The following is a 16,433-nucleotide window of genomic DNA, read 5'->3' on the forward strand; positions in this document are numbered from 1 at the left end:
AATGAGCGGCTGTTGATAGAATCCAGTTTTAAAATCACTTTTATTTTTATACGTCAAGTTTTGTCGTTTCCAGCATTGATATTTGCCCTATAAAGGTTCAGATGAAAGAATTATTTCTATTAGCCTGAATCTACATACCAACCACCAGAACATGAAAATAGTATTAATGAAAAAACTTAAAAATGAATTTTAAAAATCCTTTAAAAGGAATGGACGATTTTGATAAGATAAGCCGGGAAATATGGGCAGATATGAGAGGAGAAAAGGTAGCAACCAATTCTATAGAACCTTTTTTCACCAACCTTTGGGTGGATGAAGGAAAACTCTTCAGAGTATTGGCTTCTTCCACAGATTTCAACACCTATCTTTTCGATGCCAGAAAAAACTTTATCAACTATTCGCAGGAAGTAGAAAAAATAAAACTGAATGAAATACCTCCTGCGAAAATTGATAACGTAAGAGTAAAGGCCAAGATGATTGAAAAATTGGTCATACAGGAGCCTAAGATAGATCCGAAACAATTTGAAAACTCTTTTTTAGAACGTATTGACAAAAAGGTTTGGGTCAACGTGAGCCCCGGTTATATTGATCCTAAAAACTATACCCATCACACGGAAATAGGAATCAGGGAAAGAAAAATTGACTGTACCATCAATATTCCTTATCGTGAATATAACAGACAAGCTACACAAACTTCTATCAACGAAGTAGAAACTACGATAAGTTATTCTTCAAAATCTCCTGATGCTATAAAAATCAACCTCAGCGATGTGGAAGATTATATGGATGTTATTACTTATCTTTTTCCTTATCACCGGGAAATGGCTCAGGTGGGTATCATTGCTCATTTTGAAGAGGCAGGAAGCAGTCTTACTACAATTGATGATCTGATGTTTTTCTATAATCAGCTTCCTAATTTCGCTCTGACAGGGGTAGATTACAAAGGAAAAGCAAAAAAGCTTTCAGATGAAATGCTATGGAATCATTTTTTACAGTTTTTAAATTTTGATTCCCAACTGATACGTGATGTAGATTCAGTAGGAAAAGCGGCTGCTTTGGCAGTAGAGCCTTTCAGAGATAAAAGTAGGTATGCTATCCGTATTCTTACAGCAATTTCCGGAGAATTCGTTTACAAAAAAATTAAAAACGACCCCAAACTCATTCTTCATATTTACCATTCTTTAGATGGAGAAAGTGTGTATATGGGAAAAGGTATTATTTCCGATACCAATCAGGTTGCCCATGGGCAGATGTTTGAAAACAAAGAGCTTTTTGTTATTTATGTTACAGCTTTCATGCAGGCTCAGCACGCAATGGATGATGCTCATCAGCCTCTGCAAAGAGGTTCTCTTTTCGCATTTGGAGTGAGTAGAGATTCTAATACGATAGAAAGGCATTGTGAACTTAACGGATACTTCATGGAAGGAGATTCGAACAATATTGTCACATTAATCAATACCGTAAAAGTCTTTAATCTAAAAACTCAAGAAATTGAAGTTGAAAATGAGATTGAAAACGGAGAATTCAGGCCACTGGATATGCTGCATCTTAAGGTTTATGAAAAGGCAAAACTTCCTTCCGGCAAAATTCAAACCATTGAAACGGATACTGAAGTTCCTGCATTATTTCTTTATCATATCGCTCAAAAGAAGGCAGTGGAAGACGCATTACGATGTTTGCGTGTTGCTGCAGATCTTATGGTGATATCTGCCAGTCTTGCAACCATAGAATCCGGAGTATCGGGATTGCCTTTATATGTAGCGTATGCCGATATCGGGGTTGCTCTTTCAGATTTTTATATAGAGACTCAGCTTAGAGATGAACTGAAAATGACCACGAAAGGGAAAAAGCTTTTAGAATTATGGGATGATATTTACATCGCTCAGGGCACCACAAGTGCAATGGTAAGTATGCTCCCAAAAGCCGAAAAAGCACTGGATGCCACTGTAGAAGTATTATATACTTCCAGGTATCCGCGTCAACAGGAAAGCGTACAAAAGTTAATCAAAAATACATTATATTCGTTTCCTTTAAGGAATTATTCTAAAAATGGATTAAATGTTCTTTTAAAGTCCAGTGTTGAAAATATCACCAAGCATTCTTCTGATTTTGAGAAGCTGAGAGTGCTTTTTGTGGAGAATGCAGCGAAAGAAGTAGCTGTACTTTATAAAGGAAAAAAATTCTTTCAGGCAGATTCTTTAGGAAGAACAGGAAAATTCCTAGATTATCTCCACATAAAAGCAGGAGGGAACATAACTAGACTGGATGAAGAAATGAGCCGTCTTGTTGGGATGGCAGAGAATATCGATACAGGTATTCAAATGACTGTAAAAGAGTTTGAGGATGGGCTAGAAGCTCTTATTAAAGCTGAGATTACTCCTGAAACAGCAATAGACTATCTTAATGATGCATTAATTTATTTTAATCATCACGTAGTAGATAAAAAAGTTGTACAAATTTCTAACAGAAATTGTATAAATGTGGTACAAGCTATAGAAGATTTCTTAAGAACAGGAAAAATTAATGTTGCTTCTACTTCTGAAGCACAAAAACTTAAGGTTTTAACAGATAAATACGGTGGATATTTTCTTACTTTGAAAATAGAAACATTGCAAAATAAAGATTATTTTAAAGTGGGAGAAAGAGGTATTTTATATTGTGATAGAGGACCAAATGATTATGACCATGTATTAAGTGTTTTTATGGAAGAAGACGGACTAGTTCTCAAAGATGCACAATCAGAATCACAAGAATTTGTCACAATAAAATATCTTAAGAACACATATTTACCAGACTTTAAATTACTCAAAACAAAAAAAATATTACCAAAAAAATAGATATTATGTTATCAGAAAATGAAATAATAGAAGTTGCTAATACTTATTTAACAGCCCTAGAACCAAAAATTGGGGAACCTCTTATTCTTCCACAGGAATTAATGATTAAAAAAGATTATGGAATATACTTTATATATCATTCAAAAAAATATTGGGAAACTAAAAATTGGGAGGAAAAACTTTTAGGGAATGCCCCTTTTTTAGTAGAAAAGAGCACCGGAAAAATAATAGAATTTGGAACAAATAGAAGTATGGAGGAATATATTAAAGAATATGAAGCAGGAAAATATTCTTAATTTTTTTAAATTAAACTTTTTCCATTTGAATTAATATGCTAACAGACAACAAAATGCTAGGAATAGCAAAAAAATACATAAAATTAAACGAAGAAGAAATAAATATAGAATTGATTATTGTTGAACAACTTACAATAAATAAGCCTTATGGAAACATCTATTCTTATGGACCAAAAGACTCTAAATATCGCTTAGCAGGCAATGGCCCATTTCTCGTGAAAAATGACACTGGTATAGTCATTCAGTTTGGAACATCTGACGATGTAGAATATTATATAAAGGGTTATGAAGCTGGAACATGGAAACCTGCTTATGTTGGAGTTTGGGATCCTAATCAGAATTAATATCAGGTTCACTTTCGTATTAAAATGAAAATCTATATGTTAACAGAACAAGAAGTTATAGAAATCGCAAAAAATTACGTAAAAGAAAGAAAAGAGAAAAGTGGATTAGACCTTGTCATTTTAGATAACGAAGCAATAAAAAAGCCTTATGGTATTATATTTTTCTACAATACAAAAAAATATAATGACACTAGAAATGATGATGATAATACTTTACTTGGGAATGCTCCTTTCTTGGTAGAAAACAAAACAGGAAACATTGTAGTATTTGGAACCAGTAAATCTGAAGAATATTATATTCAAGAATACGAAGCAGGAAGGTTTACTAACATTTTAGGGTTTAATAGTAGCCTAGAATAATTACAGCCACCTTCGGGTGGCTTTTTATAGATAATATGGCTTCAATTTCATGCTCAAAACAGTCAGAAAAGTTCACGTATTGACCATTCATCATTCACTTTTTCTCACCTCTTCCATTTATATTTCTGAAATTGAACTTTTTAATAGAAATTACCTACATAAAACATATATTATAAACCGACAAATTTTAGTAAATTTGCAGACTTAATTAATCAACGATATTGAGATATTTACAATGAGCCAATTTAAAGAATACAAAAACCTCAACCTTATTGACGTAGCAGAGAATGTAGCGGAATTTTGGAAACAAAATAAAACCTTCAATAAGAGTGTTGAGATTCGTCAGGGAAATCCTGAGTTTGTTTTTTATGAAGGTCCACCTTCAGCAAACGGTATGCCCGGAATTCACCACGTAATGGCAAGAGCATTGAAAGATATTTTCTGCCGTTACCAGACGCAAAACGGAAAGCAGGTTTTCCGTAAAGCAGGCTGGGATACGCATGGTCTTCCTGTGGAACTGGGTGTAGAAAAAGAGTTAGGAATCACGAAAGAAGATATTGGCAAAAAAATCTCTATTGAAGACTATAACAAAGCTTGCCGTGAAGCGGTAATGCGTTATACCGATGTATGGAATAACCTTACGGAGAAAATCGGATATTGGGTAGATCTTGATGATCCGTACATCACGTACAAGTCAAAATATATGGAAACCGTTTGGTGGTTATTGAAGCAGCTGTACAGCAAAGACCTGTTGTACAAAGGGTATACGATCCAGCCTTACTCACCAAAAGCAGGAACAGGACTTTCTTCTCACGAGCTGAATCAGCCCGGCACTTATCGTGATGTTTCGGACACAACGGTTGTAGCTCAGTTTAAAGTAAAGAAACACTCTTCAGCATTGTTCAATGATGTTGATGGGGATGTTCATATCCTTGCATGGACGACAACTCCATGGACGCTTCCATCCAATACGGCTCTTACCGTAGGCAGAGATATTGAATATGTTGTAGTGAAAACCTTCAATCAATATACATTTGAACCTGTAACAGTAGTTTTATCAAGCGTTCTTTTACCTAAGGTTTTCGGTAAAAAATATGCAGAAGGTACAGATGAAGATTTTGCCAACTATACTCCGGAAACAAAAGTAATTCCTTTCAGAATACTAAAAGAATTCACAGGAGAAAAGCTTGTTGATACAAGATATGAGCAATTAGTTCCATGGTTTACGCCAAATGATAATCCCGAGAATGCATTCAGAGTAATCTTAGGGGATTTCGTAACCACTGAGGATGGTACAGGGATCGTTCACACGGCTCCTACTTTTGGTGCTGATGATGCAAGAGTAGCTAAAATGGCTCAGCCTGAGATCCCGCCAATGTTGGTAAAAGATGAAAATGATAATCTTGTACCATTGGTAGATTTACAGGGTAAATTCATCAAAGGAGAAAATGTTCCTGCCGTATTTTCCGGAACTTATATCAAAAATGAATACTACGATGAAGGAACTGCTCCTGAGAAATCATGGGATGTAGAACTTGCCATCTTATTGAAAACGGAGAACAAGGCTTTCAAAGTAGAAAAATATGTCCACTCTTATCCACACTGCTGGAGAACAGATAAGCCGGTATTGTACTATCCGCTTGATTCATGGTTTGTGAAAATGACCGCTGTAAAAGACAGACTGGTTAATTTAAACAAAGAAGTCAACTGGAAGCCAAAAGCTACCGGAGAAGGACGTTTTGCCAACTGGCTGGAAAATGTGAACGACTGGAACCTTTCCCGTTCAAGATATTGGGGTATTCCGTTGCCAATCTGGAGAACAGAGGATCTGAAAGAAGAAAAGATCATCGGTTCTGTAGAAGAATTATACAACGAAATCGAAAAATCAATTGCTGCTGGATTGATGACTGAAAACCCGTTCAAAGGTTTCATCATCGGGAATATGGCTGAGTCTAACTACGAACTTGTGGATCTTCACAAAAATGTAGTAGACAAAGTGGTATTGGTTTCTGATTCAGGAAAAGCAATGAAGCGTGAAAGCGACCTGATCGACGTTTGGTTCGATTCAGGTTCTATGCCTTATGCCCAGTTGCATTATCCTTTCGAAAACAAAGAATTAATCGACAATAATAAAGCATTCCCTGCTGATTTCATCGCAGAGGGTGTAGACCAGACGCGTGGATGGTTCTATACGCTTCACGCTATCGGAACGGCTGTGTTTGATTCTGTTGCTTATAAAAATGTAATGAGTAACGGTCTTGTTCTGGATAAGAACGGACAGAAGATGTCAAAACGTTTAGGAAATGCTGTCGATCCGTTCGAAACCCTTTCTGTATACGGACCGGATGCAACGCGTTGGTATATGATATCAAACGCAAATCCATGGGAAAACCTGAAGTTTGACATTGAAGGAATTGACGAGGTAAGAAGAAAGTTCTTCGGAACACTTTACAATACCTATTCATTCTTTGCTCTATATGCGAATGTGGATGGCTTCAAATATTCAGAAAAAGAAGTGGAGAACCGTCCTGAAATCGACAGATGGATCCTTTCTGAACTTAATCTTCTGATCAAGGAAGTAAAAGCTTTCTATGAGGATTACGAGCCAACAAGAGTAGCAAGGGCAATCAGCACATTTGTAAACGACAACCTGAGTAACTGGTATGTAAGACTATGCAGAAGACGTTTCTGGAAAGGAGATTATTCTGATGACAAGATCTCTGCTTACCAGACGTTATACACTTGTCTTGAAGTAGTAGCCAAATTATCTGCGCCTATTGCTCCGTTCTTTATGGATCAGCTGTATCAGGATTTGAACAGAGTAACAGGAAAAGAAAACTGTGAATCTGTACACCTTACAGACTTCCCGGTAGCAGATGAAAGCTTAATTGATCAGGATCTGGTGGAAAAAACGCATTTGGCACAGAACATTACAAGTATGGTTTTCTCGTTGAGAAAGAAAGAAAATGTAAAAGTTCGCCAGCCGTTACAAAAAGTATTGATTCCTGTATTGGATGCTAAAGCAGAAGAACAGATTCTTGCTGTAGCAGACTTAATCAAGCAGGAAGTCAACGTGAAAGAATTACAGTTAATTAATGCGGAAGAAGCATCTCACTTAATTGTAAAACAGATAAAACCTAACTTCAAAGCTCTTGGTCCTAAATTAGGAAAAGACATGAAAGTGGTAGGTGCCGAGATTGCAAATCTTACTGCAGAACAGATTTCCGCTCTTGAAAAAGAAGGAAAACTGGACGTTCAGGGATATGAAATGACCCTTAATGATGTGGAAATTTCTACAAAAGATATCCCGGGATGGACCGTTACTTCCGATGGAAAAACAACTGTGGCATTAGATTTGACGTTAACCGATGAATTAAAATCTGAAGGTATCGCAAGAGAATTCATCAACAGGATTCAAAACCTGCGAAAAGATAAAGACTTTGAACTGACAGACAGAATTTCAATCACATTGGAAGAAAGTTCTCCTTTCCTGAATGAGATTAAGAAAAATGAGGAATATATTTCTTCCGAAGTCTTGTCAAATAAAATAGAAATTGTATCTTCACTTTCAAATTTTAACGAAATCGAAATAGATGAGGTTAATTTTAAGGTAAATGTTGAAAAAAATTAATCTATAGTTATTATATTTCAAATTCCATTTCATAATTTTATTAAAAAAGAGAAAGAATATGTCAGACGAAAGAGTAAGATACAGCGATGCTGATTTACAGGAATTTAAAGCGATCATTAAAGAAAAAATAGAAAAAGCAGAAAAAGATCTTCAGCTTATCAGAGAAAGTTTTATCAACGACCAGAATAACGGAACAGATGATACTTCTCCTACTTTCAAAGCTTTTGAGGAAGGAGCTGAAACGCTGAGTAAAGAGCAGAACTCTATTTTGGCAGGAAGACAGGAAAAATTCGTGCGTGATCTTAAAAATGCTTTGATCAGAATTGAAAATAAAACGTATGGTGTTTGCAGAGTAACAGGAAAACTGATTCCTAAGGAAAGACTTTTGGCCGTTCCTCACGCTACACTGAGCATCGAAGCGAAAAACATGCAAAAATAACCGTAAGGTTTGTAAAATAACATTGGGTTTATATCGTATTTACGGATACTTTATAAACCTAATTTTTAATGTATACCCATGAGCGAATTATTAATTTTGGGCCTCATCATCACCGCAGTTGTATTATTTTTCAACAAAGAATGGATCAAAAACAGATTCTTCCCTGATCAGAAAAAGAATTACACTATTGATGACCGATTCAATTCTGATAAACGGGAACGGGAGAAAGAAATCGACAGACTTTTGAGTAAGATGGGCAAAAACGGAGTGAATGATTTGTCTGAAAAAGACAGGAAAAGACTTGATGAACTGTCCAAAATGTAAAAAAATAAATATAAGAAATGGAATCTATCATAGTACATCCTAAAAATTCTATGGAGCTGAGTGCACTGAAAACTGTTCTGAAGGAAATGGGTATTAAATTTGAAAAAGCTCATGTTAAAAGCTCATTCAATGGACAGAAAGTGGTTAAGAAAGCAAGCGATAACAACAATATAAAGCCGGCATCAAAGCCCTCAAAACCTAAAGGACAGTAATGAAAAAGATCTTAGCAATAACATTTTTAGTGTTGTTCATTGACCAGGCTTCAAAAATTTATATCAAAACTCATTTTGAACTGAATGAGAGTATTCCTGTCATCAACGGTTTCTTTAACAAAACTTTTGTTGAAAACCCGGGAATGGCCTATGGATTTCACTTTGGAGGAATTATCGGAAAATATTTTCTGGTAATCCTGAGACTTTTCCTGATCGGAGGGATGATCTATATGTTCAAAAAATGGCTGAAAGAAGGAGCTTCTAATTATCTTTTAGTTCCAATGGCTGTCATTTTTGCCGGAGCTATCGGAAATCTTATTGACGGCATGTTCTATGGAATGATCTTCGACAGCGGAACTGTTTACGACGCCAACACTGACCGATGGATTGGCTACGGCGGAATTTCCAAGCTTGTTCCTTTTGGACACGGATATTCCACCTTTATGAAAGGATGTGTAGTAGATATGCTTCATTTCCCTGTGGTAGACTGGTACGTTCCTGAAAGCTGGCCTTTGATAGGAGGAAAACATATTGAGTTCTTCAAATATATTTTCAATGTTGCCGATTCCGCCATCACGGTAGGTGCGGCATTCTTATTAATATTCAGAAAAAAAGCATTCCCGAACGGACTGGAGTTTTAAATATATATTTTTCGGATGAAAAAAATAATCAAAAATATTTTTAAATTTTTCCTGCTTCTTCTGGTTGCAGGAATTATTTTTATTGCCTGGGCAAATTACAGCATCAAAAAAGACAGCGCACCATTTGTTTCCTACACTATTGCTGATGTACCGGAATCAAAGACTGCATTATTACTGGGAACAGGGAAACTTCTGAGCAATGGAACTCCGAATGCTTATTTCTACAACAGAATTAAGGCTGCAAGTGATTTATACAAAAGCGGGAAAATACAATACATCATCGTTAGTGGTGATAACAGTACCAAAGATTATAATGAACCTGAAGATATGCAGCTGGCATTGATGCAGGAGGGAATTCCACAGGATAGAATTATTTTAGACCATGCCGGATTCAGAACGCTGGATTCTGTGGTGAGGGCAAAAGATATTTTCAGCCAGACAAAGCTGATTATTATCTCTCAGAAGTTCCACAATGAAAGGGCTGTTTTCCTGGCCAGAAAAAATGGTATGGAAGCCTTTGGATATAATGCTGCAGACGTGAATAAGTATGCAGGCTTAAAGACGAATTTGAGAGAGTACCTTGCAAAAGCTAAAGCCTACTGGGATCTTCTTTTTGGTGTGGAACCGAAATTTGGAGGAGAGAAGATTGCAATTCCTTAGTTTTTTAATCACGGATTGCACAGATTTTCACAGATGATTGAGAAAAAACAGATTGATTATTTTGGATTGATAGGTTTTGGCTGAAGCCAATGAATGGATGTTGAATTTTAAGCTGGCCGGGTTTTCTTCGGCTCCGCTCAGAATTATAGCCCACCCCTATTGAATTTTAATAATAACCTTTTTACTTTTTACTTTTTACTTTTTTTATCCATTATTCCCGCCAAACCTCGTAAATTTGCTATTCATTAATTTTTAAATATAAATTTTAAACCAATGTCAAGAATTCTTACCGGCATTCAAGCCACCGGAACACCCCATCTTGGAAACTTATTGGGAGCTATTATTCCTGCTATTGAACTATCCAAGCAGGAAGGAAACGAATCATTTTTATTTATTGCGAATCTTCATTCACTTACCCAGATTAAAGACGCGCAGACTTTAAGACAAAATACCTACGAAATAGCTGCGGCTTGGCTTGCTTGTGGATTAGATACCGAAAAAACATATTTCTACAGACAAAGTGATATCGCTGAAACCTGTGAACTTTCTTGGCATTTATCATGTTTTTTTCCTTATCAAAGATTAACCTTGGCTCATTCATTTAAAGATAAGGCAGACAGACTTCAGGATGTGAATGCAGGTTTGTTTACTTACCCTATTCTGATGGCTGCAGATATTTTACTGTATGATGCAGAGATTGTACCTGTAGGAAAGGATCAGCTTCAGCATCTGGAAATTGCAAGAGATGTAGCTTCCAGGTTTAACAACCAAATGGGAGAAGTTCTTGTATTACCACAAGCGGAACTTCAGCAGGATACGAAATATGTTCCCGGAACAGATGGGCAGAAAATGTCTAAATCAAGAGGAAATATCATCAATATTTTCTTACCTGAAAAGGAACTGAAAAAACAGGTAATGAGTATTGAGTCTGATTCGAAATCCCTGGAGGAACCCAAGGATCCTGAAACGGATAAAACGTTCCAGATTTATCAGCTTATTGCTACCCCTGAACAGACTGAAGAATTAAGAGCAAAATATCTTGCCGGAAACTTCGGATACGGGCATGCTAAGAAAGAACTTTTAGATCTTATCCTAGTACGTTTTGAGAAAGAAAGAGAAATGTTTGCTTATTATATGAACAATCTTGATGAACTTGAGACAAAACTTCAGCAAGGAGCTGAAAAAACAAGAACTATCGCGCTGGAAACGCTGAAAAGAGTAAGAACAAGCTTAGGATTTTAATTCTGAGTTTTAAACATAAGAAGAGGCTGTGTCAAAAGTCAAACAATCTGGCTTTTGTCATTCTGACGAAGGAAGAATCTCATTGATAACCAAACATATGAGATTCTTCACCACATTTCATTTCGTTCAGAATGACACTTTTGAGACAGCCTCTTTTCTATTGATGTAAATAGTTACTTTTAATGGGTATTATTCTTTGTCAGGATAAAGTAATGCATCTGATCTCCATATTCATAACTAACATCCCAGCCAGGATATTGTTTGATAATGGTCTTAATGATAGACAATCCCAATCCGGTAGAGTTATTATCTGATCCTTGTTTATAAAAACGGTTAAAGATTCTTGACTGATCTAAAGACACAGGATTTCCGCTGTTTTGAAATGCGATTCTGTTATTTTCAATGATAATGTTCAGAGTTCCTTCTTCGTTGTTGTATTTTACGGCATTTTTAAGAAGATTAGACAACAAAATATCGGCAAGATCCTGATTGAAATCCGCGACAAATTTTCCTTTCTCAACAATATTGACCTCTACTTTTTTAAAGGCAATAAAATCTTCATAATTCTGAACCAATTGAGCGACCATCCCGTTAAAATCAACATCTGAGGTTTTATTAAACTGGCTGTTTTCAATTTTGGAAAGCATTAATAAAGATTTGTTTAAGCCCACCATTCTTCTCAGATCATTCTTCACTTCAGTAAGGAAGATAAGATTATTTTTATCAAGATCGTGATTCTGGATCATCAGATCAATTTTATTAATCACGATAGCCAAAGGAGTCTGAAGCTCATGAGAAGCGTTTTCAATAAACTGTTTTTGCTGATAGAAAACCAATTCATTACGTTCAATCATTTCATTGATTTCCACATTTAATTCTTCAAATTCGGTGATCTTATAATTCTGCTTTTCCTGAGAAAAAGGAATTCCAAACTGATATTTCTTAAGCTTATCCAAAATCAGATAGAATGGTCTCATAGCATTATTAAGCAGATATCCGTTAACAGCTACGATACTTATCACCAAAAGGATATAAAGAACAATCAGGGCTGTTGTGAGATCGTAAATCAATTCATCCTCTTCTACCGTTGATGTTCTGATAACAAGCCGCTGATGACCTTTGAACTGATCAATAAAGTCGGCCTCAAGAACCCGGTAAGGCTGATCTTTGTCATCATACTCCATATAGTACATCTTATTGTAGAGCCTGCTTTTGTTTTGATAATCTGCAGCTTTGATAGGATTGATTTTAAATTCATTGAATCCAAACTCATTATTCTTCAACAGCTGGGGATTAAGATAAACCGCTTTAATAATCTGAATTTTTCTATCTCTTAAACCGTCATCCACATTATCATGCACTTCATCCAGGATATAGGCATAAAAAAGGCCTGCCCACACTGCTATAATAAACAGCAGGATCATGATCAGATATTTTATCGTGTAATATTTTAATGAGGTTTTCATCAGATGAATTTATATCCTATTCCGTATACGGCCTGAAAATCTGCTTCTGCATTGAGGGTTTTCAGTTTTTTACGAAGATTTTTGATCTGGGAATAAATAAAATCCAGACTGTCTGCCTGATCGATATAATCTCCCCAGATTGCTTCTGCCAAAGTTGTTTTCTGTAAGGTTTTCTCCGGATGAATGACAAAATAATACAGAAGGTCATATTCTTTTCGGTTAAGAACAAGCTCATCATTCCCCACTTTCACTGTTCTGTTTTCCGGATCAATGCTGATATTTTTGTAACGGATGATGTTTTCGCCATCCTGATTTTTTCTTCTGATCACAGATTTGATTCTTGCCATCAGTTCTGCAAGATGGAAAGGTTTTGCAAGATAATCATCTGCTCCTATTTCCAGTCCGGCCACCTTATCGTCCACAGAGTCTTTGGCTGAAAGAATGATTACAGGGTCTTTCTTATGCATTTTTTTGATCTCTCTCAGAAGATCTATTCCGTTTCCGTCAGGCAGCATAATATCCAGCAAAATGCAATCGTATTCATAGGAAATAATTTTGTCCAGCCCTCCACAGTAATTCTCCGCATATTCTACAATGAAATGTTCTGCTTCCAGGAACTTCTGTACGGTATCTTTCAGTTCGGGTTCATCTTCTACTATTAAAATCTTCATATTCTGGATCTGTATATTTTGCTACTTCATTAATGTATATCAAATATATGAAATTAAAAGCTGGAAGAATTGAAGAGGGAAGCTGGAAATTCTTCACACTACATCAATCTATGCAGTTTCATTCACTTCCTTCTTCCAGCCTCCGGCTTCCTTACTTAACAAAACGCCCATCCGCATCAAAAACAAGGCATAAGCCATTCATCAGATTGATTTTATAGGCATTATATTTTTTCTCAATAGAATCAATTACGCTACCAGGGCGATACTTTGTCATAAATGACACCATATTTTTTCAAATCTTATCAGAAGAAATCTTTCTTCCGTTACTGTTTATCAAATTCCTGTTGACGATATTATTAATATTTAGTGTTTGTATTCGGTTACGTGTTAATCATCGATTCTTTTAAAGTTCCCATTTCTGTCGAATTCAAGCTCCAATCCATTGGAAAGTTCCGCTTTATAAGACCATCTTTTCTTTTCGATCTTGATGATATAAGTATTAGGAAAATTCTTTGTGCTGTAATTTCTTATGGATGCAGGAATGAAGCCGTAAGGAATTTTCTGATGTTTTCCATCTACTTCTTTCCAGTTTCCGTTGCTGTCGAACTCTATTTTCATTCCATTAGTAAGGTATGCTTTGTACTCATCTACTCCATAGATTTCCCTGTCTTCGATGGCTGAGTTTACAGGGATACCTTTAAAATGAACTGCAAGAAAGTTTTTAGCTGTTTTGGGTAACTGATTAGCATGGATTGCTCTGTCCTGTGCAGAAATTAAGCCCCCAATTAATAAAAAAACAATGATTAATACTCCTGTGATTTTCTTTACATTTTTCATACTATTACATTTTTCTGTTATTATTATGGAGCAAAGTTCATGATCAATTTGGGAAAGAATTGGGAAAAATGATTTTGGTGGAAAATATTTAATTTAACCACAGATTGACACAGATGATCGCAGATGCTTGTATTGATTTCTGCAGTGCATTGAAAACAGAAAAGCCACTAAGGTGGTCTTAGTGGCTTTTTATCAGGTTTTATAATCTAATATTTTATAAATATTCCTTAATCTGCTGAAGATGGGTAATGGCTTTTAAACCTTCTTTCTGCTTATCTTCTTTATATACATCAAAGAAAATTGCATCCATTCCGAAATCCGTAGCTCCCATGGCGTCTGCAATCCAGTCGTCACCAATCAGGATACTTTCTTCCTTTTTTGCATCGGAAAGGCTTAGTGAGTATTCAAAGATTCTTGGATTAGGTTTTCTTACTCCTACAGCATCTGCACTGGTAATGGTTTTAAAATAAGGGGCAATTCCGGAAAGTGAACATTTTCTTTCTGTCACTTCCTGAAATCCGTTGGAAATAATATGTAATGTATAATTCTTAGCTTTCAGATATTCCAAAACATCTTCAGCTCCTTCCACCAATTCGTTATAACTCACAATATTATCAAGGAAATTTTCTTCAAAATAAATGGCAAGCTCTTTATCATCTACTCCAAAATGTTTAAATGAATCATAAAAACGGTGTTCTCTCAGGTACTCTTTGCCGATAATACCGTCTCTGATCTTTTCCCACAACTCTTCGTTGATATCGTGATATACAGAGTGAAACTCTTCAAAATCTATATGATACTTTGAAGTAATTTCCTGTTTTTCAAAAAGATCTTTGATGGTAAGATAGGCATTTCTGCGGTGATCCCAGAGTGTATTATCCAGGTCAAAAAAAACGTGCTGCATTTTCATACAGCACAAAGTTAATAATTTTAATTTTTTGTAATAGGATAATTTTTGCTCTTGCTTTTCACAACCTCAAGGCTTTTAGAAAAATTAAGCAAAAAATCAATGGTTTGTTTCTTAGGTTTCAAAGTTTTCACTTTTAAGGAGTCATTTTTTTTCATAAGCGAAGTATGTTTTCCTTAAAACGTGAAATTTCAGTAAATATTATCTATCTGGTTAATATTATGTTGTTGTCATCCATGATTTTTCTCAGGTTTATGAGTGCATATCTTACTCTGCCCAAAGTTGTATTAATGCTCATCTCTGTATGATCTGCGATTTCTTTGAAACTCAGACCATCAAAAAATCTCAGTTTAATTACCTCCTGCTGGTTTTGTGGTAAAAACTGTAACATCCTCAGCAAATCTTCCTGGATCTGATTGGTTACCAGCTGATCTTCAATATTTTCTGAAGGCTCTCTGATCAAATCAAAAATAGAATACTCATCTGTTTCAAAAGTAGTTTCTGAAACTTTGATATTCTTTGCTTTTGATCTGAAATGATCAATGATTAAATTATGAGAAATTCTTTTTGCCCAAAGAATAAATTTACCTTCTTCGTTATAGCGCCCTTCTTTTAGCATTACAATAATCTTCATGAATGTATCCTGAAAGATATCATTAGCCAAATCTTCATCATTAATTTTGTAAAAAATGAATGTAAACAGTTCTCTCTGATGTCGATGAATAAGGGTTGACAACGCACCCTCGTCTCCTTTTTGGTAAAGGGAAATTAGTAAACTATCCGATTTTGATTTCATAACTCTTCTCAATATAAATATTTGCAGACAGACATTCTACCAGATATTTCTTCTGGCCTTTGCTGTATAAACAAAACAGTTCTAGAGTAGAGTCTCTTCTATAGGCGTTAGTACAATTATTATGATGTAAATATAATAATTTTTTAATAACTGTTAACCTATTATTAAATTTTATAGAGAAAAATCTAAAAAAAATCACTTAAACATATCATGAATGAAGACTGTAGGAATATTTAATGTAAAATTAACATTAAGCCCTTTCATTTCTTTTCCGTTCAGCCGGGTGTTTCCTATAGGAAAAGCATATCCACCTGTAAGATCCAGCATTCCGAACAAAGTAACTCCTATCTTAGGGGCAACATATTTATTGGTTCCTTCCACTCCGGCTAAAAAGTAATATGAGTGATAGAAATCCACGTTCTTTTCAAAATTAAGAAGTACATCTGCCTGCAGTTTAGGCATAATAGCAAATTTAGAATCTACAGAACCCATCATTGCAGAACCTCCCAATCTGTAAATTACGTCATCATTTTTAAGAAAAAGCAATTTACCTCCTACTTCTCCGAAACTCTGGTTCTGGTAAGTATATCCCACACTAATCATTTTATGCATGGTATATTGAGCTTTTGCTACTGTACTTAGTACAAACAGTGACAGGGCGGCAGCTACAGTCCGAAAATTCATCATCTTTCTATATTATTAAAGTGTAAAATTAAAAAAAACTGCCTTATCCAGAGATAAAGCAGTTCATTTATTATGGTTTAAAGAGA

The 16,433-nt window shown here is 35.4% G+C and carries 18 protein-coding genes; 12 read left to right on the plus strand and 6 right to left on the minus strand.

The features are described from left to right. Positions 1-182 precede the first annotated feature (182 nt). The 11 genes from EK417_RS02855 (at position 183) to trpS (ending at position 10,986) form a co-directional block, all read left to right on the plus strand. Complete coding sequence (locus tag EK417_RS02855; RefSeq protein ID WP_136521279.1) at positions 183-2,837, plus strand: hypothetical protein; 2,655 nt, start codon at positions 183-185, stop codon at positions 2,835-2,837. Positions 2,838-2,842: 5 nt separating this feature from the next. Further along, positions 2,843-3,133 (plus strand): YrhB domain-containing protein, encoded by a 291-nt coding sequence (locus EK417_RS02860; RefSeq protein WP_136521280.1) that lies wholly within the window; start codon positions 2,843-2,845, stop codon positions 3,131-3,133. A gap of 53 nt (positions 3,134-3,186) precedes the next feature. Further along, on the plus strand, positions 3,187-3,477 hold the full coding sequence (locus tag EK417_RS02865) for a hypothetical protein (protein ID WP_136521281.1): 291 nt from the start codon (positions 3,187-3,189) through the stop codon (positions 3,475-3,477). 36 nt (positions 3,478-3,513) lie between these two features. Next, positions 3,514-3,837 carry a hypothetical protein gene (locus EK417_RS02870; protein WP_136521282.1) on the plus strand — a complete coding sequence of 108 codons (324 nt, stop codon included), beginning with the start codon at positions 3,514-3,516 and terminating at the stop codon, positions 3,835-3,837. A 235-nt stretch (positions 3,838-4,072) separates the two neighbouring features. Beyond that, positions 4,073-7,468, plus strand: a complete 3,396-nt coding sequence (gene ileS, locus EK417_RS02875; protein ID WP_136521283.1) for an isoleucine--tRNA ligase — start codon at positions 4,073-4,075, stop codon at positions 7,466-7,468. A 58-nt stretch (positions 7,469-7,526) separates the two neighbouring features. Further along, the gene (locus tag EK417_RS02880; RefSeq protein ID WP_002983772.1) at positions 7,527-7,907 is read left to right on the plus strand and encodes a TraR/DksA family transcriptional regulator; all 381 of its coding nucleotides are present in this window, start codon (positions 7,527-7,529) and stop codon (positions 7,905-7,907) included. Between the two features lie 78 nt (positions 7,908-7,985). After that, positions 7,986-8,231, plus strand: a complete 246-nt coding sequence (locus EK417_RS02885) for a DUF6576 domain-containing protein (protein WP_076595466.1) — start codon at positions 7,986-7,988, stop codon at positions 8,229-8,231. A gap of 17 nt (positions 8,232-8,248) precedes the next feature. Beyond that, on the plus strand, positions 8,249-8,443 hold the full coding sequence (locus EK417_RS02890) for a DUF2683 family protein (RefSeq protein ID WP_076595465.1): 195 nt from the start codon (positions 8,249-8,251) through the stop codon (positions 8,441-8,443). Further along, entirely contained in the window at positions 8,443-9,084 is a 642-nt protein-coding gene (locus EK417_RS02895) for a lipoprotein signal peptidase (protein ID WP_136521284.1), read from the plus strand. Before EK417_RS02890 ends, EK417_RS02895 begins: the two co-directional genes overlap by 1 nt. Before the next feature lie 15 nt (positions 9,085-9,099). Then, positions 9,100-9,744, plus strand: coding sequence for a SanA/YdcF family protein (locus EK417_RS02900; protein ID WP_136521285.1), 645 nt, complete (start codon positions 9,100-9,102; stop codon positions 9,742-9,744). Between the two features lie 273 nt (positions 9,745-10,017). Next, the gene (trpS, locus tag EK417_RS02905; RefSeq protein ID WP_076595462.1) at positions 10,018-10,986 is read left to right on the plus strand and encodes a tryptophan--tRNA ligase; all 969 of its coding nucleotides are present in this window, start codon (positions 10,018-10,020) and stop codon (positions 10,984-10,986) included. A gap of 179 nt (positions 10,987-11,165) precedes the next feature. Here the strand turns inward: trpS and EK417_RS02910 are convergent, their stop codons facing one another. Beyond that, positions 11,166-12,452 carry a sensor histidine kinase gene (locus tag EK417_RS02910; protein ID WP_136521286.1) on the minus strand — a complete coding sequence of 429 codons (1,287 nt, stop codon included), beginning with the start codon at positions 12,450-12,452 and terminating at the stop codon, positions 11,166-11,168. Next, positions 12,452-13,123: a response regulator transcription factor gene (locus EK417_RS02915; protein WP_136521287.1), complete on the minus strand. Its 672-nt coding sequence runs from the start codon at positions 13,121-13,123 to the stop codon at positions 12,452-12,454. Before EK417_RS02915 ends, EK417_RS02910 begins: the two co-directional genes overlap by 1 nt. A gap of 47 nt (positions 13,124-13,170) precedes the next feature. Between EK417_RS02915 and EK417_RS20960 the strand changes: the two genes are divergently transcribed. Further along, positions 13,171-13,341, plus strand: a complete 171-nt coding sequence (locus EK417_RS20960; RefSeq protein WP_168801920.1) for a hypothetical protein — start codon at positions 13,171-13,173, stop codon at positions 13,339-13,341. Between the two features lie 169 nt (positions 13,342-13,510). Here EK417_RS20960 and EK417_RS02920 read toward each other — a convergent pair whose 3' ends face one another. From EK417_RS02920 to EK417_RS02935, 4 genes are all read right to left on the minus strand, one after another. Then, positions 13,511-13,960, minus strand: a complete 450-nt coding sequence (locus EK417_RS02920) for a PepSY-like domain-containing protein (RefSeq protein ID WP_136521288.1) — start codon at positions 13,958-13,960, stop codon at positions 13,511-13,513. Positions 13,961-14,174: 214 nt separating this feature from the next. After that, the gene (locus EK417_RS02925; RefSeq protein ID WP_136521289.1) at positions 14,175-14,870 is read right to left on the minus strand and encodes a YjjG family noncanonical pyrimidine nucleotidase; all 696 of its coding nucleotides are present in this window, start codon (positions 14,868-14,870) and stop codon (positions 14,175-14,177) included. Positions 14,871-15,072: 202 nt separating this feature from the next. After that, positions 15,073-15,663 carry an RNA polymerase sigma factor gene (locus EK417_RS02930; RefSeq protein ID WP_076595456.1) on the minus strand — a complete coding sequence of 197 codons (591 nt, stop codon included), beginning with the start codon at positions 15,661-15,663 and terminating at the stop codon, positions 15,073-15,075. A 195-nt stretch (positions 15,664-15,858) separates the two neighbouring features. Next, entirely contained in the window at positions 15,859-16,350 is a 492-nt protein-coding gene (locus EK417_RS02935; protein ID WP_076595455.1) for a hypothetical protein, read from the minus strand. Positions 16,351-16,433: the final 83 nt, after the last annotated feature.

The organism is Chryseobacterium candidae, from assembly GCF_004916905.1.
GTDB lineage: Bacteria > Bacteroidota > Bacteroidia > Flavobacteriales > Weeksellaceae > Chryseobacterium > Chryseobacterium candidae.